At 48.3% G+C, this 21,081-nt stretch carries 22 protein-coding genes; 15 read left to right on the top strand and 7 right to left on the bottom strand.

The window, feature by feature from the left end; genetic code table 11:
* The 3 genes from ACKFKF_RS19905 to ACKFKF_RS19895 form a co-directional block, all read left to right on the top strand.
* Positions 1 to 384: tetratricopeptide repeat protein (locus ACKFKF_RS19905; RefSeq protein WP_446869305.1), on the top strand; the 384-nt coding region annotated here is incomplete at its 5' end.
* Between the two features lie 202 nt (positions 385 to 586).
* Positions 587 to 880, top strand: coding sequence for a hypothetical protein (locus ACKFKF_RS19900; protein ID WP_446869303.1), 294 nt, complete (start codon positions 587 to 589; stop codon positions 878 to 880).
* A gap of 12 nt (positions 881 to 892) precedes the next feature.
* Positions 893 to 1,345 carry an HNH endonuclease gene (locus ACKFKF_RS19895; RefSeq protein ID WP_446869301.1) on the top strand — a complete coding sequence of 151 codons (453 nt, stop codon included), beginning with the start codon at positions 893 to 895 and terminating at the stop codon, positions 1,343 to 1,345.
* A 25-nt stretch (positions 1,346 to 1,370) separates the two neighbouring features.
* Here ACKFKF_RS19895 and ACKFKF_RS19890 read toward each other — a convergent pair whose 3' ends face one another.
* Complete coding sequence (locus ACKFKF_RS19890) at positions 1,371 to 1,529, bottom strand: hypothetical protein (protein WP_446869300.1); 159 nt, start codon at positions 1,527 to 1,529, stop codon at positions 1,371 to 1,373.
* A 12-nt stretch (positions 1,530 to 1,541) separates the two neighbouring features.
* On the opposite strand from ACKFKF_RS19890, the gene ACKFKF_RS19885 reads away from it, so the two are divergent.
* The 4 genes from ACKFKF_RS19885 (at position 1,542) to ACKFKF_RS19870 (ending at position 2,989) form a co-directional block, all read left to right on the top strand.
* Positions 1,542 to 1,808, top strand: a complete 267-nt coding sequence (locus ACKFKF_RS19885; protein ID WP_446856508.1) for a BrnT family toxin — start codon at positions 1,542 to 1,544, stop codon at positions 1,806 to 1,808.
* Positions 1,809 to 1,811: 3 nt separating this feature from the next.
* Complete coding sequence (locus ACKFKF_RS19880) at positions 1,812 to 2,069, top strand: BrnA antitoxin family protein (RefSeq protein ID WP_446856507.1); 258 nt, start codon at positions 1,812 to 1,814, stop codon at positions 2,067 to 2,069.
* A complete protein-coding gene (locus ACKFKF_RS19875; RefSeq protein ID WP_446869298.1) occupies positions 2,050 to 2,172 on the top strand; it encodes a hypothetical protein in 123 nt (40 codons plus the stop codon). Before ACKFKF_RS19880 ends, ACKFKF_RS19875 begins: the two co-directional genes overlap by 20 nt.
* A gap of 220 nt (positions 2,173 to 2,392) precedes the next feature.
* Positions 2,393 to 2,989 (top strand): Uma2 family endonuclease, encoded by a 597-nt coding sequence (locus ACKFKF_RS19870; RefSeq protein ID WP_446869297.1) that lies wholly within the window; start codon positions 2,393 to 2,395, stop codon positions 2,987 to 2,989.
* Positions 2,990 to 2,993: 4 nt separating this feature from the next.
* Here ACKFKF_RS19870 and ACKFKF_RS19865 read toward each other — a convergent pair whose 3' ends face one another.
* Entirely contained in the window at positions 2,994 to 4,187 is a 1,194-nt protein-coding gene (locus ACKFKF_RS19865) for a glycosyltransferase (RefSeq protein WP_446856505.1), read from the bottom strand.
* Positions 4,188 to 4,393: 206 nt separating this feature from the next.
* Here ACKFKF_RS19865 and ACKFKF_RS19860 point away from each other — a divergent pair, with 206 nt between their 5' ends.
* The 6 genes from ACKFKF_RS19860 to ACKFKF_RS19835 all read left to right on the top strand — a co-directional run bounded on the left by ACKFKF_RS19860 (position 4,394) and on the right by ACKFKF_RS19835 (position 12,767).
* On the top strand, positions 4,394 to 6,664 hold the full coding sequence (locus ACKFKF_RS19860; protein WP_446869296.1) for a PAS domain S-box protein: 2,271 nt from the start codon (positions 4,394 to 4,396) through the stop codon (positions 6,662 to 6,664).
* 630 nt (positions 6,665 to 7,294) lie between these two features.
* A complete protein-coding gene (locus tag ACKFKF_RS19855) occupies positions 7,295 to 9,580 on the top strand; it encodes an NACHT domain-containing protein (RefSeq protein WP_446869295.1) in 2,286 nt (761 codons plus the stop codon).
* Positions 9,581 to 9,610: 30 nt separating this feature from the next.
* On the top strand, positions 9,611 to 9,895 hold the full coding sequence (locus ACKFKF_RS19850) for a ribbon-helix-helix domain-containing protein (RefSeq protein WP_446869294.1): 285 nt from the start codon (positions 9,611 to 9,613) through the stop codon (positions 9,893 to 9,895).
* 89 nt (positions 9,896 to 9,984) lie between these two features.
* On the top strand, positions 9,985 to 10,896 hold the full coding sequence (locus tag ACKFKF_RS19845; protein WP_446869293.1) for an amino acid ABC transporter permease: 912 nt from the start codon (positions 9,985 to 9,987) through the stop codon (positions 10,894 to 10,896).
* The gene (locus ACKFKF_RS19840; RefSeq protein ID WP_446869291.1) at positions 10,893 to 11,921 is read left to right on the top strand and encodes an amino acid ABC transporter permease; all 1,029 of its coding nucleotides are present in this window, start codon (positions 10,893 to 10,895) and stop codon (positions 11,919 to 11,921) included. The genes ACKFKF_RS19845 and ACKFKF_RS19840 overlap by 4 nt, the downstream gene beginning before the upstream one ends.
* Before the next feature lie 207 nt (positions 11,922 to 12,128).
* Complete coding sequence (locus ACKFKF_RS19835; RefSeq protein ID WP_446869290.1) at positions 12,129 to 12,767, top strand: fasciclin domain-containing protein; 639 nt, start codon at positions 12,129 to 12,131, stop codon at positions 12,765 to 12,767.
* 68 nt (positions 12,768 to 12,835) lie between these two features.
* Here ACKFKF_RS19835 and ACKFKF_RS19830 read toward each other — a convergent pair whose 3' ends face one another.
* The 3 genes from ACKFKF_RS19830 to ACKFKF_RS19820 all read right to left on the bottom strand — a co-directional run bounded on the left by ACKFKF_RS19830 (position 12,836) and on the right by ACKFKF_RS19820 (position 13,744).
* Positions 12,836 to 12,976, bottom strand: a complete 141-nt coding sequence (locus ACKFKF_RS19830) for a hypothetical protein (RefSeq protein ID WP_446856497.1) — start codon at positions 12,974 to 12,976, stop codon at positions 12,836 to 12,838.
* A 46-nt stretch (positions 12,977 to 13,022) separates the two neighbouring features.
* Positions 13,023 to 13,292, bottom strand: a complete 270-nt coding sequence (locus tag ACKFKF_RS19825) for a hypothetical protein (protein WP_446856496.1) — start codon at positions 13,290 to 13,292, stop codon at positions 13,023 to 13,025.
* Between the two features lie 128 nt (positions 13,293 to 13,420).
* Positions 13,421 to 13,744, bottom strand: a complete 324-nt coding sequence (locus ACKFKF_RS19820) for a nucleotidyltransferase family protein (protein WP_446869289.1) — start codon at positions 13,742 to 13,744, stop codon at positions 13,421 to 13,423.
* 384 nt (positions 13,745 to 14,128) lie between these two features.
* Here ACKFKF_RS19820 and ACKFKF_RS19815 point away from each other — a divergent pair, with 384 nt between their 5' ends.
* A complete protein-coding gene (locus tag ACKFKF_RS19815) occupies positions 14,129 to 14,500 on the top strand; it encodes a hypothetical protein (RefSeq protein WP_446869288.1) in 372 nt (123 codons plus the stop codon).
* A 172-nt stretch (positions 14,501 to 14,672) separates the two neighbouring features.
* Here the strand turns inward: ACKFKF_RS19815 and ACKFKF_RS19810 are convergent, their stop codons facing one another.
* Both ACKFKF_RS19810 and ACKFKF_RS19805 read right to left on the bottom strand, forming a co-directional pair.
* Complete coding sequence (locus ACKFKF_RS19810; RefSeq protein ID WP_446856493.1) at positions 14,673 to 16,823, bottom strand: polyribonucleotide nucleotidyltransferase; 2,151 nt, start codon at positions 16,821 to 16,823, stop codon at positions 14,673 to 14,675.
* A gap of 228 nt (positions 16,824 to 17,051) precedes the next feature.
* Positions 17,052 to 17,624, bottom strand: coding sequence for an N-acetyltransferase family protein (locus tag ACKFKF_RS19805; RefSeq protein ID WP_446869287.1), 573 nt, complete (start codon positions 17,622 to 17,624; stop codon positions 17,052 to 17,054).
* Between the two features lie 167 nt (positions 17,625 to 17,791).
* Here ACKFKF_RS19805 and ACKFKF_RS19800 point away from each other — a divergent pair, with 167 nt between their 5' ends.
* Positions 17,792 to 21,028: a DEAD/DEAH box helicase gene (locus tag ACKFKF_RS19800; protein ID WP_446869286.1), complete on the top strand. Its 3,237-nt coding sequence runs from the start codon at positions 17,792 to 17,794 to the stop codon at positions 21,026 to 21,028.
* Positions 21,029 to 21,081 lie beyond the last annotated feature (53 nt).

Raw genomic sequence — 21,081 nt, 5'->3', positions numbered from 1 at the left:
GCAGCCGAACCCCTCTTTCAACAAGCTTTGCTATTGAGACGATCGCTCTTAGGCGAGACTCATCCCCATGTGGCAACCAGCCTCAATAATTTGGCAGGACTGTACTATTCTCAGGGACGCTACGAAGATGCCGAACCTCTCTATCAACAAGCTTTGCTATTGAGACGATCGCTCTTAGGCGAGAACCATCCCGATGTGGCAACCAGCCTCAACAATTTGGCAGTGCTTTACGCAAATCAGGGACGGTATGTTGAAGCAGCACCTTTGCTGGTGCAGGCGCTAGAAATAAATCAGCAGCTTTTGGGTAATAATCATCCACAAACGATGACCATGCGCGAGAGTTTAGAGGTCTTGCGACAGTGGATGGGAGGGAATGGGGAATAGGAAGTGAGGGGTGGGGAAGCAATGGAAGGCTTTCTCTCCCAAAACATCCAGTGCCGCGATAATTTTGCAGAAGTCAGGGGCAACATTCGGGCGATCGTTCTCCCATTGGCTCCGACAACAACACTCCACTGTGAGCAGACATTCCAGAACGGTCGGCGTTCCTGCACAATAAGAGAAAGAATCTGAGTCATTGAAGCAAAGCATGACCTTACACCTGCCGCCCACACTGCGAAACCTACCTGCCTCACTCCCGATCGAAGGAGCCGTTCGCCTCGAACTTGAAGAAGGCATCCCTATCTTTCGCGCCTCCAGCCTCGTGCAAACCCGCATCGAAGCATTACTCTCCAAACAACAAGCGATCTCTTCGAGTTACCCGCAAGGGGTCGCCCTCAGCTTAGAAGAAGAAATCGAACTCGACGCTTACGAAGAAATGGACGACTATCTCAGCTTCGTCAACCGCACCCTCCGCAACTTATCTCTCAGTTCATCCGAGTGAGCCGCCCTTAGAATGTCAACCCGGCGCAAACTCTCACCAGAGCTGCAACAACAAGTTCGCCAACGAGCCAGTAAACTCTGTGAATATTGCCACGCTTCTGAGCAATGGCAATATGTCCAGTTTACAATCGACCACATTCTCCCCATCGCTCAAGGTGGCACAGACGACCTCAGCAATTTGGCACTTGCTTGCTTCCACTGCAATCGCAGAAAGACCGACAAAACCACTACGATCGACCCTCAAACCGATCGGCAAATTCCTCTATTTAACCCTCGCCAACAGGGTTGGAACGAGCACTTTATCTGGTCTGCGGATGGTCTAACCATCATTGGCTTAACGGATATTGGCGATGCCACGATCGCAGCCTTGACCTTAAATCGAGAACGAATTCTCAATATCCGTGCGGCAGATCGAGCGGTCGGACGACATCCACCCCCAAACGATCCAATCCAGTCATTAGCATAGTGTTCCGCGATTCTTTTTGTAGAAGTCAAGGGCAACCGTCCTGCGATCGTTCTCCCATTGGCTCCGACAACACTCCACTGTGAGCCGACATTCCAGAACGATCGACTTTCCTGCATTCAAGAAAACCGACGAGCGTTGAGGGGCTATCAACCGTTTTTAATCTTCGGTCTTTGTAGATGTACATACAATTAGAAGCATGGCGTATCAATGGGACACCCAAAAAGCAGCGAATAATCTCAGCAAACATGGAATTGATTTTGCCGATGCAGTCTCCGTCTTCTCCGACGATTGCGCCATTACCCTGACAGACCAACGGTATGACGAAGAACGCTACATCACGATCGGACTGGATGCTCTGGGTCGCTTTCTCGTTGTGGTCTACACTTGGCGAGATGATGAAATTCGATTAATTTCTGCGCGATCGGCAACCCGTTCAGAACGAAATCAATACAGTGAGGGATGAGTCATGGAAGCAGAGTACGATTTTAGTCAAGGCAAACGAGGCGCAGTAGAGCCAACCGCAGCAGGAAAAACTCAAATTACCATTCGGTTAGACGACGACATCCTGACCTGGTTTCGAGAACAAGTTCATGCAGCAGGCGGCGGAAACTACCAAAGCTTGATCAACAAGGTACTGCGTCAACACATTCAGCAGAGCCACGAACCTTTAGAAACCACTTTACGCAGAGTTGTCCGAGAAGAACTTGAGCGAATCGAAAAGTGAAAATGCTTGTCCTGAATTCAAAGGGAATCGAGAATTAGAGTGTCCGGGAATTGAGGAAGCGATCGCTCCTCCAAAATTTCCAGTGGCGCGATTCTTTTTGTAGAAGTCAAGGGCAACCGTCCTGCGATCGTTCCTGCATTAGCCCTAGTGACACAGCCAAAGATACAAGAGTCAGCTCGACAAGAGTCAGCTCGGATTGGCAACCGAAGCAAAGAATTTCATCGAATTCAAGTTAATCAAATTCCACAATCGATCGACTCCTCAAGGCAGCCAAGCCCGATCGCTCTACAATAAAAGCAACTTGCTCAACCCAGAAGGCACCCATGACCACGCTATTGATCCAGAGCGTTCCTGTGACGGTTCATCTCCCTTCGCTCAACACCAGCACTCACGAGAAGTTTTACGAATTTTGTCAGGTCAATCCTGATTTGCGAATCGAGCGGACAGCCCAGGGAGAAGTCATCATCATGCCGCCCACTTTTTCGGATACCGGAAATCGAAATTTTGACCTTGCCGTTGAATTAGGAATTTGGGCAAGACAAGACGGGACAGGCATCTGTTTTGACTCTAGTGCAGGCTTTACGCTTCCCAATGGTGCGGTGCGATCGCCCGATGCTTCGTGGATCAGGCTCGATCGCTGGAACGCCCTCACTGACGAACAAAAAGCCTCCTTTGCTCCGATTTGTCCAGACTCGGTAATTGAACTGCGATCGGCAAGTGATTCATTAACCACACTGCAAAACAAAATGCAGGAATATCTCGACAATGGGGCAAGGTTGGGACTGTTGATCGATCGCCAAAATCGTACCGCTCATGTCTACCGTCCTAACGTCACTCCAGACATTTTGAACGATCCAGAATCGGTAAGCGGCGATCCAGAATTACCAAAATTCACGCTACGAATGACCAAAATTTGGTAGCTAATCACACGACAAATCCCATGTCTTGTAGACCTTGACGTAATCGATCGCCTTCGGGGGAGCCTGTCTGTTGGTGGAGGGCGATCGCCGATCGAAAGGCTGCCAAACTTTCGGGAACCTGACCGATTTTGAGTAGGGCGACACCGAGATTTTGATAAGCCTCAGCATATTGGGGTTGGAGTTGAATGGCGATCTGGTAGTGAGCGATCGCTTCGACAAACTGGCCCATTGATTTGAGAGTTATCGCTAGATTGTTGTGCGCGATCGCTAATGTTGGATCAATTTCTAACACCTGTTCATATAACTGTTTTGCTTGAATTAAATTACCTTTCTCTTTGAGCAAATTGCCCCAATTGTTTAAAGCACCTAATTTAAGTTTAGGTAAAATCGGTTGCTCTGCTGCGGTTTGATAGTGGCGCTCGGCTTGAATTGCATTACCTAACTCACTATGAACACTGCCTAAGTGATAATGCAGTTCATATAAAATGGGAATATCAATATTAGCAGCATACAGCCCGCGTTCTAATAAGCTCAGGCCCTTGGGCACTTCACCCATCTCGACATAAAGCGCCCCCAATTTGCTGCATACATACGGATCGCTAGGATGTGTTTTGAGAAAGCCTTCCATAATCGATCGTGCCTTCGCAAACTTATCTCTCGCCGCAATCACATCCGGTTGATATCCATCATGCAAAATAGCAACCTTTGGTAAATAACCAATTTGCCACTGCGATTCGCGCTGCAACAACTCATTTACACTGTCATCCACCATTGCATGATACGGACGACTAAAGTAAAGGTCAGGATGACGACGAAACAACCGAGACACCAGCGAGTAAGGCGATTGGGCTGCGCCGATTTCTTGTCGCACTAGATTAACCAAAAGTCGCTGTTCGTTTTGGATCGCTTGCTTCAAATCAGGCACAATCTCAGGCACCAACACCTCATCGGCATCCAACACCAGCACCCAATCGCCGTGAACGTATTTGAGAGATTCATTACGGGCGGCTGAGAAATCGTCGCACCACTCAAAGCTATAAACAGCGGCACCCCATTGGCGAGCGATCGCCTGCGTCTCATCCGTCGATCCTGTATCTAATACAACCATTTCGTCAACGACATCGCGAACGCTGGCCAGACATTTTGGCAACGCTGCCTCTTCATTTTTAACAATGATGCAAAAACTCAAACTGACCATTTTGTAACTTACTTTATAACTTGTGAGGACGGTTGTCTCATTTCAGTCATTACCCCTTTGTAGCGCATTTGTAGCGCACGATCGCTCCCCTCGTTCATCAACCTGGCTCTGAGTTTGGTGAAAGTGAGTATAAATCGTGAGCATAGTAAAATATTTATGGGAACAGTAGACTATCTTTCTTCTTTCGATGCTTTGGGGATTTGGAGATGCACTCAGAAACAACGCAACCGCAATCAGATTTTGTCGTTGAATCCAATTTGCACCCCAGCGCTCAACTCCCGATCGCAACTCAGCTTTTTCAGCGAGTACTCGATACCCTTCCCCAGTTGATTTTTTGGAAAGACCGCAACTCTGTCTATTTGGGCTGTAACCACAACGGAGCCAAAGTCGCTGGAGTAGCGTCACCAGAGCAGATCATCGGCAAAACAGACTATGACATGCCCTGGAAACTCGAAGAGGCGGAATCGTTTCGGGAGCGCGATCGCCGCGTCATAGAGTCCGGTATTCCCCAACTTCATATTATTGAGCCACAGCAGCAAGCAGACGGCAAACAAGCCTGGTTAGATACCAGCAAGCTTCCACTCAAAAACGATCAGGGCGACGTAATTGGTATTTTGGTAACAATCGAAGACATTACCGATCGCATCACCCTCGACCAGGAAAAACAGCGCTTTCAGACAGACCTCGAAGCCAAAGTCGCCCAGCGCACTCAAGAACTAGAAGCCACGATCGCCCAGCTAGAACAAGAGATTCGCGATCGTCGAGACGCAGAAGCTGCCCTGGCTCAAAGTGAAATCCGATTTCAGAAACTGACGGCCAACGTTCCTGGCATGATTTATCAATTTCGATTAGAGCCGGACGGATCATCCGCTTTCCCCTATGCGTCGTTGGGTTGTCGGGATCTATATGGCATCGAGCCTGAAGAAATCGAGCAAAGCGCTGAACGGCTGATCGACTTGCTGCACCCAGACGATCGTCACAACTTTTTTGAATCGGTTATGCACTCCGCCAAAACCCTGGAAACTTGGCATTGGGAAGGCCGAACGTTTACCGCTTCTGGGCAGGTCAAATGGATTCAAGGAAGCTCTCGACCCGAACGGCAACCCGACGGCGCAGTGGTTTGGGATGGGTTGTTATTAGATATCAGCGATCGCAAACAGATCGAAGCCGAACGTAAACAAACCGCAAAAGAACAGTCCCGATTAGTCGCCATCTTAGAAGCAACCACCGATTTAGTCGTCATCGCCGATGGGCGGGGCAACACCTCCTACATCAATCAAGCCGGACGGCAATTGTTAAATCTGTCTCAAGCTGAAATGGATCAGGGATTTGCGATCGGCACCATGATCGCCCCCTCTGCGCTCGACCAATTTCAACAGGAAGCCCTAAACACCGCTTTACAACAGGGCATCTGGTCAGGTGAAACACTATTGCTCTCGCGAGATGGACGCAAAATTCCCGTGTCTCAGGTGATGATGGCCCATCGCAGCGAACAGGGCGACATCGAATTTTTATCGACCATTGCCCGCGACATCAGTGACTACAAACACGCAGAATTGGCGCTGCGATCGTCTGAGTCTCAACTGCGGCAACAAACCCAAGACTTAGAATCCACTTTGCGTCAACTGCGAATAACTCAATCTCAACTCATTCAAAGTGAGAAAATGTCCAGTCTGGGACAATTAGTTGCGGGCGTGGCCCATGAGATCAACAATCCAGTGAACTTCATCTATGGCAACATTGCTCACACATCTGAATATGCTCAAGATCTCATCGCTTTATTAGAAAGTTATCAGCGATATTATCCCAATCCAAACCCGGCGCTTCAGACCGAAATCGAAGCGATCGACTTAGACTTCTTAATGTCTGATCTGCCCAAAACCCTGAATTCGATGAAGATCGGAGCCGAACGAATTCGTGAAATTGTCTTGTCACTGAGGACGTTTTCTCGACTCGACGAGGCAGACATCAAAGCGATCGACCTCCACGAAAGTCTCGACAGCACCTTGATGATTTTGCAACATCGTCTCAAGCCAAAATCTGATTTTCCAGGGATTCAGGTGATCAAAGACTATGGCAATCTACCGCCTGTGGAATGCTACGCCGGACAGCTAAATCAAGTGTTTATGAACATTTTGAGCAACGCGATCGATGCATTAGAAGAAAGGTTTGAGCGCTCAAAATTCGATCAGTGTGAGATTGCTAAACCAACCATTCGCATTGTGACTCAGCACACGAGAGAGAATACCATCATTCACATTATCGACAGTGGTTCTGGAATGCCTGAAGAAGTCATGAGTCGGCTATTTGATCCGTTTTTTACAACAAAGCCTGTCGGCAAAGGTACTGGACTGGGGCTATCAATCAGCTATCAAATTGTCGTCGAAAAACATCAAGGACAATTGCGCTGTCAATCCACACTTGGAGAAGGCACAGAGTTTACGATCGTCATTCCACAAATCAAAAATAGGAACTAATTGCAGGCTGCCAGGAGATAGGTAGAGCTAATTTCTTATTGTATGACTTAAATTATTGGTTTATGAGTATTTCGGTTTACTGGTCAGTATCGGGGAAAAGTAGCGCATCATAAGGTTACTTAGCTAAGTTTCAAGTTGATTGCTATGCGAGATGATTTTGCTACATCAATCAAAGAGACTCTTGCAAAGCGGGTAGGCTATCGGTGTTCCAATCCTGGCTGTCGTAAGTTAACCAGCGGCCCACACGAAGACCCGTCAAAATTCGTCAATATTGGTGTTGCAGCACACATTACAGCCGCCGCTTCAGGTGGAAAAAGGTACAATCCAACAATTTTATCAGAAGCAAGAAAATCTATAGACAACGGAATGTGGCTTTGTCAAAACTGCGCCAAATTGATTGACAGTGATGAAGTGAAGTATCCTGTTGACTTGTTGATTAAGTGGAAGAAACAGTCTGAGCAGACTGCAAGGTCAGCAATTGAAAAGTCAACAAAAGAGGATTCGTCAAAACTAGATGTTCCAATCGATTGGTATCAGATTAGCCAGATACGACTGGAAGAGCAGCAAAAATTAACGACTAATTTTTTGACAAGAAGCCAGGGGATAAACCATCACTTAGACTCGGTATATGTGCCTTTGGGTTTGGAAGAGCGTAAGCCTCCAAAACCACAAGGTGATGTTGCGCCAGAAGAAGGATCAAAGCTATACCGGGAAGCAAAAATCACCCAAACCTTTGAGCATCAGCAGTTTTTAGATCAAGTGCTTCGACAAAAGCAAAGCCCAAAGAGCCAGGGTCGGCGGATTACGATCGTCGGACAGCCAGGTGCAGGTAAGACAACCCGATTACAGCAGATAGCCCAATGGATCACTCAAGAACTGAAGCAGGCTGTTATTTGGGTTTCGCTCTCTGCACTGGGAGGGAAGACTTTAGAAGAATACCTTTTGGAGACATGGCTCAAGGATAGTTTGAAAGTTGCCAATGTTTCTCCAGAGCAGAAAAATGCTTTTGTTGAGTGGTTTAAAGACTCTCAAACCTGGTTGCTATTGGATGGTGCAGATGAAATGTCTGCTAGAACTCATGCTTCTCCTTTGGAGGCGATCGCAAGTCAGATCACAGGCTGGATTGGTCAAGCCCGGATTATTTTGACTTGTCGGCAAAACCTTTGGGACACTCATGCTCATGGTGTGGAAGTCTTTGATACCTACCGCACATTAGATTTTTCTTACCCAACTCAGGTAGAACAGTTTATCGAAAACTGGTTTGCTCAGGAAGAGGCAACACGAGGACAGCGGTTATGTGTAGCGCTACGAGAACGAGGGCGAGAACGAATTCAAGATTTGGTGAAAAATCCGCTACTGCTCACACTGCTATGTTTGGATTGGCACATCCGAGAGGGCAAACTTCCAGAAACAAGAGTAGCCCTATACGAGCAGTTTACAAAAGGCTTTTATGAATGGAAGAAAACGGAGATTCCGACAACGTTTCAACAGCGTAAACAACTGAATGCCAAACTGAGTGAACTGGCGCTAGAAGCGATCGAGAAAGAAGCTAATCGATTTTGTTTACGCCACGAATTCATATCTCAGTTCATGGGAGAACCAGAAGACGAAGCCTCTTTATTCTGCCTGGCATTAAAGCTAGGTTGGCTAAATAAAGTGGGCATCGATGTAAGCAATCCCAGAGAATCTATCTACGCCTTTCTCCACCCAACATTTGAGGAGTATTTTGCTGCTTTAGAAGCTAAAGAGCGGCTGACCTTTGAGCAGTTACGGGATGAAGTATTTGGGAGGCATTGGCAAAATAAAGCTTGGCGTGAAGTGCTACTGCTAATTTGCGGAATAATTGATGCAGAGTCAGCAGGCAAGTTGATTGAGTTTCTAATGGAGCAGGAACTTGAGCATCATGATAGAGATTTTGGTTGTCTTGAATTATACGAAGATTATGAGCGGTATTGTGCAAATCATGCTCTCAAAAAGCTTTTGATTGCGGCTGACTGCTTTGGGGAAGTAGAACAACCAGAAGTAATTGAATTAATTAGTTCTCAATTGCTGTCAGAGTTAAAGGAATTCTATGAAGACAGTTCTCGTGTGCGTTTGGTGGCTGAGTTTGCTACTAATAAGCTGGATGATTTTTCATTGAATCTAATGAATACCTCAGATGCAATTTGCGATCGAATTGCTAAGTACTTTCAAAATGAGCCAAATACTCTCTCATGGCTAAAAGAACAATTCAAAGCGATTAGATATCCAGATTGGTCTGATGGTCTTCCGTTGATACGGACAGTGACTCATTATTTCCATGACGATGTGCAAACTTTGACATGGTTAGTCCATGATGTTTACCCGTCTGCTGATGAAGTACTTTCACCTTTTGTATTAGATGAGATCGGGCGATCCTTTAGGGACAATCCACAAGCCTTGGTATTGCTACAAACACTGGTCGAGCGTGGAGCATCAGATGCGGTATTTGCGATTGCTAAATATTATGTAGATGAGCCAACAACTCTATCGTTGCTAACCGATTATGCTCAACAAGATAGACATTGGAGTGTTCAAGCATCTGCTTTGGTAGCGATCGTTCGGCACTATGGCTATGACCTGGAAACTCTAGCATGGGTGCAGCAGTTCATCCTTGAATGTGAGTGTTCTGTTCAGGAAGAAGTCGTAGAAGAGATCGTCGAACACTATAGTGACAGTCCAAACATTCTGGTATGGCTACAACAACGTTTCTTTCCACAAGCGCAAGAGTCGCGATGGCGTATCCTAAATAGCTTTCTAATCAATCACCCTAAACACCCACACACTTTTGAGCTATTGCAAGATTGCGCCGCTAATGCTGCCGATCTCGATACACGCCAATGGGCAACCGGAGAGCTTGAGCAATGGGAGAAGGAAAAGTTAGCTTCCTCAGTCTAAAATAGCAAGTAATTTGTATAGCGGACATCAATGAGCATTAGTCTTACTCCCGATCAGGAACGTCTGATTCAAACCAAACTCCAGTCTGGAAAGTATCGCTCTGTCGAAGAAGTGCTTGAGATAGCTTTGCGACTGCTGGATGAATACGATCTCTCCGAGTTACCCGCGAGGGGTCGCGCCGATGCAGAATGGGTCGAGGTAGTCAGAACAAAAATTGACGCAGCTATAGAGGCATCAACTCATACACCTCCAATTGATGGCGAGACGTTTGTAAACCAGATTTTGGAGCGGTTTCGGCAGACAAGCGAGGCGTAAGAGTCGCAAACTCAGCTACATAACATTAGATTATTTGCGCTGCCCAATACTCGGTGTAATCTAGACGCTATACCTTTTCGATTGTCTTCATGACTCCTCTCTGGCGGACTGCTCGATTTTGGCGATTTGCAGGACAGGCGATCGCGGTCGTTCTCATTGTCTCGGCACTGGCATTTTTGGGCACCAATCTCGATCGCAACCTAAAACAATTAGGAATTCGCGTCGGCTTTGGGTTTTTGCGATCGCAGGCCGGCTTTACGATCGGCGAAACTCCCGTCGGTTACGAACCGTCTGACAACTACAGTCAAGCTCTACTGATCGGCTTGCTCAATTCGCTCAAGGTGATTGTGACTGGGATTATTGCCGCGACGATCGTCGGTGTGACCGCGGGAATTGCTCGATTGTCTAACAATTGGCTGGTCAGGCATCTAGCAATGGTCTATGTAGAAGGATTGCGAAACACCCCATTGCTATTACAGCTTTTCTTCTGGTATTTCGCTGTTTTCTTGAGCTTGCCCACCCCAGAGAATGCCATTTCGCTAGGATTCATCAACTTTAGCAATCGAGGCGTTGGGCTACTGGGGACACAGCTTTCACCCGAATTTTCCGCCTTACTTGCCGGATTGACCCTCTACACCGGAACCTTTATCGCAGAAATTGTGCGCGGCGGCATTCAGTCAGTGCCTGGAGGTCAATGGGAAGCCGCCCGATCGCTCGGACTCAAACCCGGACTGGTGATGCGGTTGGTGATTTTGCCCCAGGCATTACGGGCGATCATTCCGTCCCTCTCTAACCAATATTTGAACTTAGCCAAAAATTCTAGTCTGGCGATCGCCGTCGGCTATCCCGATCTCTACGCCATCTCATCGACCACGTTTAATCAAACCGGACGCGCCGTTGAAGTCATGCTGTTGATCTGTGCAACCTATCTGACCATCAGCTTGATCATTTCCCTATCGATGAATTTGTACAACCGTTCCGTACAACTGGTAGAACGATGACCCCAACTCAATCCTCAAAACCCAAAACTCAAGTCTCCATGACCCATTGGCTACACAAAAACTTCTTTAACACCTGGGCGGATAGTCTGCTAACGATCGTTTGTTTTGCGCTGCTGATCTGGATTGGTTACGGGCTGATCAATTGGATTTTTATCAAAGCACAGTGGGCAGTTGTCGCTAGAAATTTGCCTCTGTTTTTTATCGGACGCTATCCCGTTAGCCAATCCTGGCGACTGTGGGCTGCCTTTCTGGTGTTGGTCGGGGCGATCGCCTCTAGCATTCTCAGCCGACAACTCAAACTATCTCAACAGAAGACATCTCTATTCGTTTTACCAATTTCTTTTTTTCTCATCCTATGGTTAATCGGAGGCGGGGGCTTTCTCACTCCCGTTGGTACAAATTTATGGAATGGATTGTTGCTCACATTGTTGTCAGCAATCATCAGCATTCTCTTAGCTTTTCCGCTTAGTATTCTCTTAGCATTAGGTCGTCAGAGTACACTACCTGTTCTTAAAGGATTCTGCACGATATACATTGAGCTAGTCAGAGGACTACCCCTGATTGGAATCCTCTTTATGGCGCAGGTGATGTTGCCGCTAGTGTTGCCCGGTCAGGTGAGATTGGATCGCGTCGTGAGAGCGATCGCCGGACTCGTGTTATTCAACGCTGCTTATCTAGCAGAAAATGTGCGCGGCGGGTTGCAATCTGTGCCATCGGGTCAAATCGAAGCCGCTAAAGCACTGGGGCTAAATACGCCTCTGACGCTCTGGTTGATTGTACTGCCTCAAGCGTTGCGGGCAGTGATTCCAGCGATCGTCGGACAATTTATTTCGCTATTCAAAGATACGTCACTGTTAGCGTTGTTTGCCCTGGTAGAACTCACGGGAATCGCCCGATCGATTTTGGCTCAACCTCAGTTCTTGGGACGCTACGCAGAAGTTTATCTATTTATTGGTCTGATTTACTGGGTTTTTTGCTACTCGATGTCGATCGTCAGTCGTCGTTTAGAACAAAAAAGAGGTTAATTGGAACCAAAAAGCTCGAAGATCGTCTGCACCGAATGGCGACTCTAGCCAAGTTCTTGTAGCGAGGCAGATCGCAACGGTCTGTTTCAACCGATCGCTTTAGTCGATTTGAAACAAGCCATACAGTTGTTGTGATTTGCGAAAAATCGTTATAAGATTTACGCGGCGTTACAAAAGTTCACTTTACGTAATCTGGATACCATTCCCATGCAAACGAAAACGACTGTGATCAAACTATTGAGTCTCGCAGGAGTCTTGAGCTTCGGTGCGCTGGTCAGCCTTCCTAATGCGACCCAAGCAGACATGCACTCGCCCAAGCCCAAGCCCGCGGCACCGATGCCCATGTCTAGCCCGATGACTCAGCCAGTCGAGCCGATGACTCAGCCGATGTCTACCCCGGCTCCGATGGGTTCTCCTAGTGGGATGACATCAAGCGAAACGATCGTAGGCGTTGCCACCGCGAACGGCTCTTTCAAAACGCTGACGGCTGCTCTCAAAGCGGCTGGCCTCGTCGAAACCCTCAACGGGTCTGGCCCGTTCACCGTTTTTGCACCCACGGATGCCGCCTTTGCCAAACTTCCCAAAGGTACGGTTGAGACGCTGCTCAAGCCCGAAAACAAGGCCAAACTCATCCAGGTTCTCACCTACCACGTCGTTCCCGGCGAAGTGCTTTCGACCAGCCTCAAATCGGGCAAGGTCAAAACGGTCGAAGGTAGCCCTGTCAGCGTGATGGTGGGCAAAAGCGGCGTGATGGTCAACAAGTCAAAAGTCACCGGGGCCGATGTCAAAGCCAGCAACGGCGTGATCCATGTGATTGATACAGTTTTGATGCCTCCGGCCAAGTAAGCTCAATCGCTGTTACATTCAAGCTTCTCAATCACTAATGGGGATTGCTCGATCGAGCACCCCTTTTTTTAGCCCGTTGTCCGCCGAACGTGATCGAGAATGCGCTGTCTACGCTCTGCCGATCGAATCGGAAGCGGTTTCGCAAAATCTGCGGTGCTGCGAGCAAGATGCTCTAGAATGCGTTTTTTGCGATCGTCTGCACTGGCCATAGTCTTTAATTTGAACTGTCTAAACTAGCTCTGACGATTCTAACGCTCATGGCTCCGATTGGTTAGAGGCTTGCAGGTAGCCAATAAAGCCTTTGAAATTTCGCTCAATTTTGATCGAGGTGCCGTCTTTGCTGTGAACGTAAGCAACTTCGGCAGGTGCAATGTCTAGTAAATTGGCAACCAGCATGTTGAGAGAAATTGTTTGAAACGCAACGGTTGCGCGATCGCTCAAATGTTTGGTTACAGTAATCGGAATGCCAGCGTGATCAAAAGTGCCAACGCAAACCAAAAGCTCAGTTTTGTCTTCAGATTCCATTAGAGAATATTGTTTAGACGGACAGCTTTAGCATTCCCACAGAGAGCAAAAAGGCTTGAAGATCGACAACACTTCTACTTCAGCTTAGAAATATTCCTGCTTGAGAATTAGCCTGATTTCGTAAATACTCACGAGCCGATGGAGACATACTCGACTTCATCCAAAATGTGTGGGCCAATGTAAGGGCTTAATGACTCGATCGTGACGAGATCGATCGCTCTACCAAAAAGGTCTTCCAGAAAAAAAGAGAGATGCATAAAGTTATCAAACGTTTTCTCATCCGGCTCAAAAGCAACCAAAATATCGACATCGCTTTGATCATGAATTGCACTGTCACGCACAAATGAACCAAAGACACCACAACGACTCACTCCAAACCAATGTAGCTGCTGTTGATTTTCTTGAAGGAGAGACAGCACTTGCGCTTTCATCTGTACAGGCATCATTTGCATAAACTAGTCACCTGATGCTAAATCTATCACACCCTCTGCTTAACAAAATAGACTGCAAAGGACGCTGCATTCAAGTGATGCTTTCGTGCAAGCAGAGCCACTCTCAAAAATTCGGGATTCCAAAAAACGAAAAACTCTTGTAGAATACCTCGCAGATGGATCTAAACGCCCCGAAGCCTGATCTCCACAATCAGAACTCCGAGGACTTCCATCTAAAGTTAAGAGTAGTAACTTCAGAGGCGTATATGATTGTACACCGTCAGCTTTGCGATGGGATCTTGAAAGGCTGGAATCAAGATCCTGCATACATTCCATATCTTGCGGGAACGTTTGAGCCGTCAGCGTTCCCATCCTCTTTGCACTAAACAGAGAGGACAAAACAACATGGCCGTTAGGAGACACCTTCCTGACTCGGTTTCGTTTAGCTTTGAGTTGCAATGCTCATTAGTGAGACGTTACCAAGTCACCGTTACGTTGGATTTGCAAGACCGTTTGATTTTTGTACCCTCTGGCATTCTCTCGGATGTCAGGAATTGTATTGAAGAGTTTGTTGAACAATTGAGTGAAGTTGCCTCAAATCAACTGGCGTATCTCAAATGGGATGGCACGAGCGATTTGACGACTGAATATCAAGTGATTCGCGTGTTAGCGGGCTATCAGATTCAGCGTTCTTTAATGAAGTTCGATATCGTCATAGGTGCGGGTTCATTAATCCATTTGGAGGAATTGCACAACAAAAAGACAATTCAACTGTAGGAGCAACTGTAGGAGATTGAGTGTAGGAAGTTAGGGAGCCATCGATCGACGCAAAGTTTCTCTCAAAAAGCAACCCTTCAGACACTTTGCGGCTCCCTTTACCCACAAAAAATCGCCCCCCAACTCAAAGCTAGAGGACGAATCACTTCTAAATCTTTAACTAAATCAAGCCTCAACTAGCTGTGACAGCCCCACGAGCGGCAGCAGCTTCATCTGGGTGAATGCCCAACCGAGTCAAATTCACGCGACCCCGATTGTCAATTTCACGAATCTTGACGATCACCTCATCGCCCAACGTCACCTCATCTTCGACCTTGCCGACCCGATGATCCGCCAGTTGAGAAATGTGGATCATGCCCTCCTTGCCAGGAAGAAACTCGACAAAGGCTCCGATCGGAATCACCCGCGTCACTTTGCCCACATAGACATCCCCTGCACTCAGCTTGCGCGTCATGCCTTGAATAATACTCCGGGCGCGTTTGGCCTTCTCGCCATCGACTGCGGAAATCGTAATCGTGCCATCATCGTCAATGTCGATTTTGGCTCCCGTTTCCTCAGTGATGCCCTTGATCGTTTTGCCACCAGGGCCAATGATCAGACCAATCAAATCCTGATCAATCTTGAGGGTGAGCAACCGAGGCGCAAAGGGTGACATATCTTGGCGGGGCTTGTCGATCGCCTCCAGCATTTTGTTGAGAATATGAATCCGCGCAGGTTTCGCCTTGTTGATCGCGTCTGCAATCACACTCATGGGCAGGCCTGTGATCTTCATATCCAGTTGCAGAGCGGTAATCCCAGTGTCCGTTCCCGCGACTTTGAAATCCATATCGCCTAAGAAATCTTCGATACCCTGAATGTCGGTGAGGATACGAATTTCTTCGCCTTCTTTGATCAACCCCATCGCAGCACCGCCCACAGGCTTGATCAACGGCACACCCGCATCCATCAGCGCCAGAGTCGAGCCAGAAACCGAACCCATCGAAGTCGAACCATTGGAAGACAGCACTTCGGAAACCACTCGGATCACGTAAGGAAACTGCTCTTTGGGCGGCAAGACGGGAACGATCGCGCGTTCTGCCAGGGCACCGTGACCGATTTCTCGACGACCGGGCGATCGCATGGGGCGCGTTTCACCCACTGAGTAAGGCGGAAAGTTGTAATGGTGCAGATAGCGCTTCTCTTCGTCGGGGTGCAAATCGTCAAGGTCTTGAGCATCTCCCGGACTGCCCAACGTCACCGCCGACATCACCTGAGTCAATCCACGGTTAAACAAACCGCTGCCATGCACCCGACGCGGCAACACGCCAACTCGACAGGAAATCGGGCGAATTTCATCTAGTTTGCGACCATCGACGCGCACACCGTCTTCGACAATTTGACGGCGCATCAGCGTTTTGGTGACATCCTTAAACGTATTGCTCAACGCTTTGGGATTGGCAACCGCCGCGACTTTGACCGGATCTTCTTCAGGAAGTTCGGCGATCGCTTCGACCACCGACTTTTTGACCGCATCTAGCGCCGTTTCTCTAACGTGCTTGTCTTTCTCAAATCTGCCTAAAATCTCTTTGACCGGAGCCGTCACTCGCTCTCGGATAAAGTCTTCTAGCGTGGGGTCGATCGCCGGCGCTTCTTCCTTCACCAGTTCAATACCCAGTTCTTTGATGAGTTCTAGCTGGGCGGCAATCAGATCGCGCACTGCTTCGTAGCCAAAATCGATCGCTTCGATCATGTCTTGCTCAGGCAGTTGATTTGCGCCCGCTTCGACCATGATTACGCCATCGGGCGTGCCTGCGACGACGAGATCCAGATCGCCCGATTCAATCTCTTTGTAGGTGGGATTGATCACAAAATCATCGCCGACTAAGCCAACGCGCACGGCGGCCATCGGCCCATTAAAGGGAATCTTGGCCAAGAGAACGGCGATCGAAGCGCCCGTCACCGCCAACACATCCGGAGGCACCATTTCATCCATCGACAGCGTAGTGGCTACAACCTGAATATCATCGCGTAGCCAGAGGGGAAATAAGGGGCGCAGCGGGCGATCGACTAGCCGACAGGTGAGAATTGCCTTTTCGGGGGGGCGTCCTTCTCGTCTCAGAAAGCCTCCGGGAATCCGACCCGCTGCGTACATTCGTTCTTCATAATCGACAAGGAGCGGTAGAAAATCGATGCCTTCTCGACCTTGGGCACGGGTTGCAGCGACCAAAACTGCCGTATCACCCGACTCGATTAACACCGAACCTCCAGCTTGGGGAGCGAGCAATCCAACTTTGAGTCGAATATCCCTACCATCAAAGGATATTGACTTCTCGAACTCTTGCATGAAGTGTCCTTTCCTTTCTTTGTTCTTTTTTTTCGTCCTGACGCAATCCTAACACTGATACACTTTTGCTGACTTTTTTAATGGTTGCGGCGTTCTAATTCGCGTCCAAAAATCGACAATTTAGGTCAGCATTATTGTTGAATCAGGAAGGAGTTTTGAGGGTTGAGGGTTGAAGATTGAGGGCTGGATTTTGAGGGCTGGATTTTGAGAACTTTACGCTTTTGTGGGTCAAACCAGCGATCGATAGAAAATCAGGGCATCAACCGTCTGATCCTCTAGTTGTACAGCGTTGGGAATGTGACCAATGATCTCAAAGTTGAGTGACTTCCAAAGCTGAATTGAGGCTGTGTTAGTGGCAAAGACGAGATTAAACATGATTGCGCTGTAACCAAGTGTAGGCGCTAACTCCAGCAAAGCTTCTCCCATGAGGCGACCGATCCCCAGACCTCGCATTTCAGGTTGTACAATAAAGCCAGCGTTACAAATATGGCTACAGCGTCCAGGAAAGTTGGGTTTGATGAAGAAGGCCGCTAAAATTTTGGTTTGATTAGTCGGGGAGGAAGGCGAACTGTTGCGAACGACAAAAGCATCTCCAACGAGCCAATAAGCGGCAAACTCAGTTTTAGAAAGGGGATGTTTCTGAGGATAGGTTTCTCCCTCGACGATCACCGCATTAAAAAGCGATCGCACCTTCTCTCCTTCAGCCGCTTGCATTTGGTCTAATCGAACTGTTTCACCGTTTCTTAAAGTTTTATCAAGCGGAAGTTGTACCATCAGTTCAGACGATCGCAATACCATCATTATGTTAGCTAAATCAGGTTGATCGCTAAAATTTGGTGAGTGACAAACGAGACCCGCTACGCTAGAGACCCTGGACATTTACCTAAAATTCTGACTTTCCCCGACGTCCTGCTGCATTCTTTGTCAAGCGTGTCTGACTAAAACAATTTCAGGGATTTTTAACTCGAATGGCAGTTTTACATGGTAGTTGGATCTTCCAGTCGCAAGCGGTTCAAGACGAGCATGAACGTCCTTTGAGCGAGGGCTGTTTGCTGATATGGGGCGAAACCTGGCGCAGATTAGAAGAAGGAAAGCCAGAGCAGGCGCTAATTCCAGCCCATCCTTATGCCATGAGTCGATCGGAGCTAGTCGAGTTTTTAACTTCACTTCAACAAGTCAAAAGTCTCCGGTTGCCGCTTTTAAAAGAGTTAGAAGTGGCCAGTTCTACCAAACGAGGACGAAAATCAGCTTCGACGATCGCGCCCTCTGACCGCTGGAAATCACAAGTTTTGGCACTGCCAACCGGGACACCCGATTCAGAAGAAGGATTAGTTCCGCAACTGTCGGCCGCATCGGGTCTGGGCGAGTCTGTTTTGTTAGCGCCGTGGAAACTTGAAGGACTGGCTTTGAATCCTCTGGAAGCGCTGAGGTTTTTGAATTCGCTGCCGCTGAGTGGCTTGAGTGACGAGGAATCGTTTGTGGGCGGCGATTTGCGCTATTGGTCACATGTGGCCCGCTGGAGTTGGGATTTGCTGGCACGATCAAAGTTTCTCCCCGGACTGACTGAGCAATTTGGCGTTTGGGAAGCGTTGCTTGACAGTTCCACCGATCAGGCGCGATTGGGACATTTTGGCCGTCAGATGCCGTCAGTCTGTCGCACCTATCAGCAAAGTTTGGCAGAAACCTTCTCGATCGAACTGCCCCCAGAACCTCAAGCGCTGCTGTTGGACTTTTTGAATCAGGTCACGGATGCCCAAGTCCGCCTGATGACCAGTCAGCAACCATTGAAACCGTCTCGTGACGCAATCGCCATTGATTCTCCGCTGCAAGAATGGTTACAATCCCTGGGTCAGCCTGCCAGACGGTTAGAGATCAGGGAACTCGATCGCCTCGAATCCGCCCTGACAGCCTGGAAAGCACCGTTACGGAATTATCAAACCGCCCAGTTTCGCACTTGTTTTCAGCTTGAACCGCCTGCCAACAACTATCAAAAAGATTGGACGCTGAACTATTGTTTACAAGCGATCGATGATCCTGATTTTCTGATCAGCGCTCCGATTATTTGGCAAAATCCCGTTGATCGCTTTGCTTATTTGGGACGCACGATCGACCATCCCCAAGAGACGTTATTGATGGGATTGGGATTGGCTTCTCGTGTCTACAATCTGATCGAGCCAAGTCTTGAAGAAGCCCGCCCGCAAGTGTGTCGCCTGAATCCGACTCAAGCCTACGACTTTATTATGAATATGGCTTGGAGATTGCAAGACAGCGGATTGGGAGTGATTTTGCCTGCGAGTTTGGCAAATCGGGGCGGCTGGGCGAATAAGCTGGGACTCAAAATTCGAGCCTCTACGCCGACCAGAAAAAAAGTACGATTGGGATTGCAAAGCCTACTAAATTTTGAATGGGAACTATCTATCGGCGGACACAGTTTATCGAAAGCAGAATTCGATCGCCTGGTCGCGATGAACACTCCCTTAGTTGAAATCAATGGGGAATGGGTGGAGTTGCGATCGCAGGACATTCGATCAGCCCAATCATTTTTTGCGGCTCGAAAAGATCAAACGACGCTTTCGCTTGAAGATGCGCTGCGGATTAGTAGTGGAGATACGCAGACGATCGAGAAGCTGCCCGTGGTCAGTTTTGAAGCGTCCGGTGCCCTGCAAGAATTGGTGACGACTCTGACCGGAAACCAGCCCGTCGAAGAAATAGAGACCCCAAAGGATTTTCAAGGCGAACTGCGTCCCTATCAATCGCGCGGCGTAGCGTGGCTGACCTTTCTGGAACGGTGGGGCTTGGGAGCCTGTCTCGCCGACGATATGGGTTTGGGCAAAACGATTCAATTCATCGCCTTTTTGTTGCATCTTCAGCAGCAGGGCAATTTGGAGCAGCCAATTTTATTAGTGTGTCCGACTTCGGTGCTGGGAAACTGGGAGCGAGAGGTGAAAAAGTTTGCCCCCACGCTCAAAGCGATCGTTCATCATGGCGAGAAACGTCCCCAGGGAGCAACTTTCACCAAAGAAGCGAAGAAATACAATCTGGTGATCACAAGCTATACTCTGGTGCAGCGAGATCTCAAAGCGTTGACGACCGTTCCTTGGCAGGGCGTGGTCTTAGACGAAGCGCAAAATATCAAGAATGTCGAGTCAAAACAATCGCAAGCCGTTCGGCAGTTAGAAACTCAGTTTCGCATCGCCCTAACCGGAACGCCCGTCGAAAATCGGCTATCTGAACTGTGGTCAATTCTGGACTTTTTGAATCCGGGCTATCTAGGGCCTAAAAACTTTTTTCAGCGGCGATTTGCCATTCCGATCGAGCGATACGGCGACACGACTTCTCTACAAACGTTGCGATCGCTGGCTCAACCTTTTATTTTGCGGCGACTGAAGACCGATCGTGACATCATTCAAGACCTGCCCGACAAACAAGAGATGACCGTCTTTTGTGGACTGTCGGCCGAGCAGGCGGCACTCTATCAAGGCGTGGTCGATCGTTCTCTCAAAGACATCGAAGCCGCTGAAGGCATCCAGCGTAAGGGAATTATTCTGGCACTGCTCACCAAACTTAAGCAAATCTGCAACCATCCAGGACTGCTTAAAACAGAAGAAACCGATCAGCCCATTCCTGACCCTGACAGTTCAATCTTTCAATCTCGATCGGGTAAACTGCAACGCTTAGAAGAAATGCTCGAAGAAGCGGTGGCGGAGGGCGATCGGGCCTTAATTTTCACGCAGTTTGCAGAATGGGGAAAACTTCTCAAAGCCCATCTCGAAAAGCAACTGGGGCGAGAAACGCTCTTTCTGTATGGCGGCAGTTCCAAAAAGCAGCGAGAAGAAATGATCGATCGCTTCCAACAAGATCCTCAAGGGCCGCGCATTTTCATTCTGTCGCTCAAAGCGGGAGGTGTCGGGTTAAATCTAACTCGCGCCAATCACGTCTTTCACTTCGATCGCTGGTGGAATCCGGCTGTCGAAAACCAGGCAACCGATCGTGTCTTTCGCATCGGACAAACTCGCAACGTTCAGGTTCACAAATTTGTTTGCACTGGCACCTTAGAAGAGCGCATTCACGAGATGATCGAAAGCAAAAAAGCGCTTGCAGAACAGGTAATTGGCGCTGGTGAAAGCTGGCTCACAGACCTCGACACCGACCAACTACGGAATTTGCTGCTGCTCGATCGCAGTGCTGTGATCGGAGAAGAATAGCCTACTAAGTTTGCGTGAATTCGACCCCTTGGGGGTAACTCGATTTCGAGTTT

Source organism: Phormidesmis sp. 146-12 (genome assembly GCF_052939495.1).
Note: the sequence above shows the minus strand (reverse complement) of the source record. Positions and strands in the feature narration are given on the sequence as shown.

Coding starts and splice junctions, on each gene's coding strand:
- ACKFKF_RS19870 (WP_446869297.1), top strand. CDS start 2,393: ATGACCACGCTATTGATCCAGAGCGTTCCTGTGACGGTTCATCTCCCT.
- ACKFKF_RS19805 (WP_446869287.1), bottom strand. CDS start 17,624: ATGATGGTATTGCGATCGTCTGAACTGATGGTACAACTTCCGCTTGAT.
- ACKFKF_RS19850 (WP_446869294.1), top strand. CDS start 9,611: ATGAGCATTAGTCTTACTCCCGATCAGGAACGTCTGATTCAAACCAAA.
- ACKFKF_RS19860 (WP_446869296.1), top strand. CDS start 4,394: ATGCACTCAGAAACAACGCAACCGCAATCAGATTTTGTCGTTGAATCC.
- ACKFKF_RS19900 (WP_446869303.1), top strand. CDS start 587: ATGACCTTACACCTGCCGCCCACACTGCGAAACCTACCTGCCTCACTC.
- ACKFKF_RS19815 (WP_446869288.1), top strand. CDS start 14,129: ATGGCCGTTAGGAGACACCTTCCTGACTCGGTTTCGTTTAGCTTTGAG.
- ACKFKF_RS19865 (WP_446856505.1), bottom strand. CDS start 4,187: ATGGTCAGTTTGAGTTTTTGCATCATTGTTAAAAATGAAGAGGCAGCG.
- ACKFKF_RS19845 (WP_446869293.1), top strand. CDS start 9,985: ATGACTCCTCTCTGGCGGACTGCTCGATTTTGGCGATTTGCAGGACAG.
- ACKFKF_RS19840 (WP_446869291.1), top strand. CDS start 10,893: ATGACCCCAACTCAATCCTCAAAACCCAAAACTCAAGTCTCCATGACC.
- ACKFKF_RS19820 (WP_446869289.1), bottom strand. CDS start 13,744: ATGCAAATGATGCCTGTACAGATGAAAGCGCAAGTGCTGTCTCTCCTT.
- ACKFKF_RS19885 (WP_446856508.1), top strand. CDS start 1,542: ATGGCGTATCAATGGGACACCCAAAAAGCAGCGAATAATCTCAGCAAA.
- ACKFKF_RS19880 (WP_446856507.1), top strand. CDS start 1,812: ATGGAAGCAGAGTACGATTTTAGTCAAGGCAAACGAGGCGCAGTAGAG.
- ACKFKF_RS19810 (WP_446856493.1), bottom strand. CDS start 16,823: ATGCAAGAGTTCGAGAAGTCAATATCCTTTGATGGTAGGGATATTCGA.
- ACKFKF_RS19835 (WP_446869290.1), top strand. CDS start 12,129: ATGCAAACGAAAACGACTGTGATCAAACTATTGAGTCTCGCAGGAGTC.
- ACKFKF_RS19890 (WP_446869300.1), bottom strand. CDS start 1,529: ATGTACATCTACAAAGACCGAAGATTAAAAACGGTTGATAGCCCCTCA.
- ACKFKF_RS19825 (WP_446856496.1), bottom strand. CDS start 13,292: ATGGAATCTGAAGACAAAACTGAGCTTTTGGTTTGCGTTGGCACTTTT.
- ACKFKF_RS19895 (WP_446869301.1), top strand. CDS start 893: ATGTCAACCCGGCGCAAACTCTCACCAGAGCTGCAACAACAAGTTCGC.
- ACKFKF_RS19830 (WP_446856497.1), bottom strand. CDS start 12,976: ATGGCCAGTGCAGACGATCGCAAAAAACGCATTCTAGAGCATCTTGCT.
- ACKFKF_RS19800 (WP_446869286.1), top strand. CDS start 17,792: ATGGCAGTTTTACATGGTAGTTGGATCTTCCAGTCGCAAGCGGTTCAA.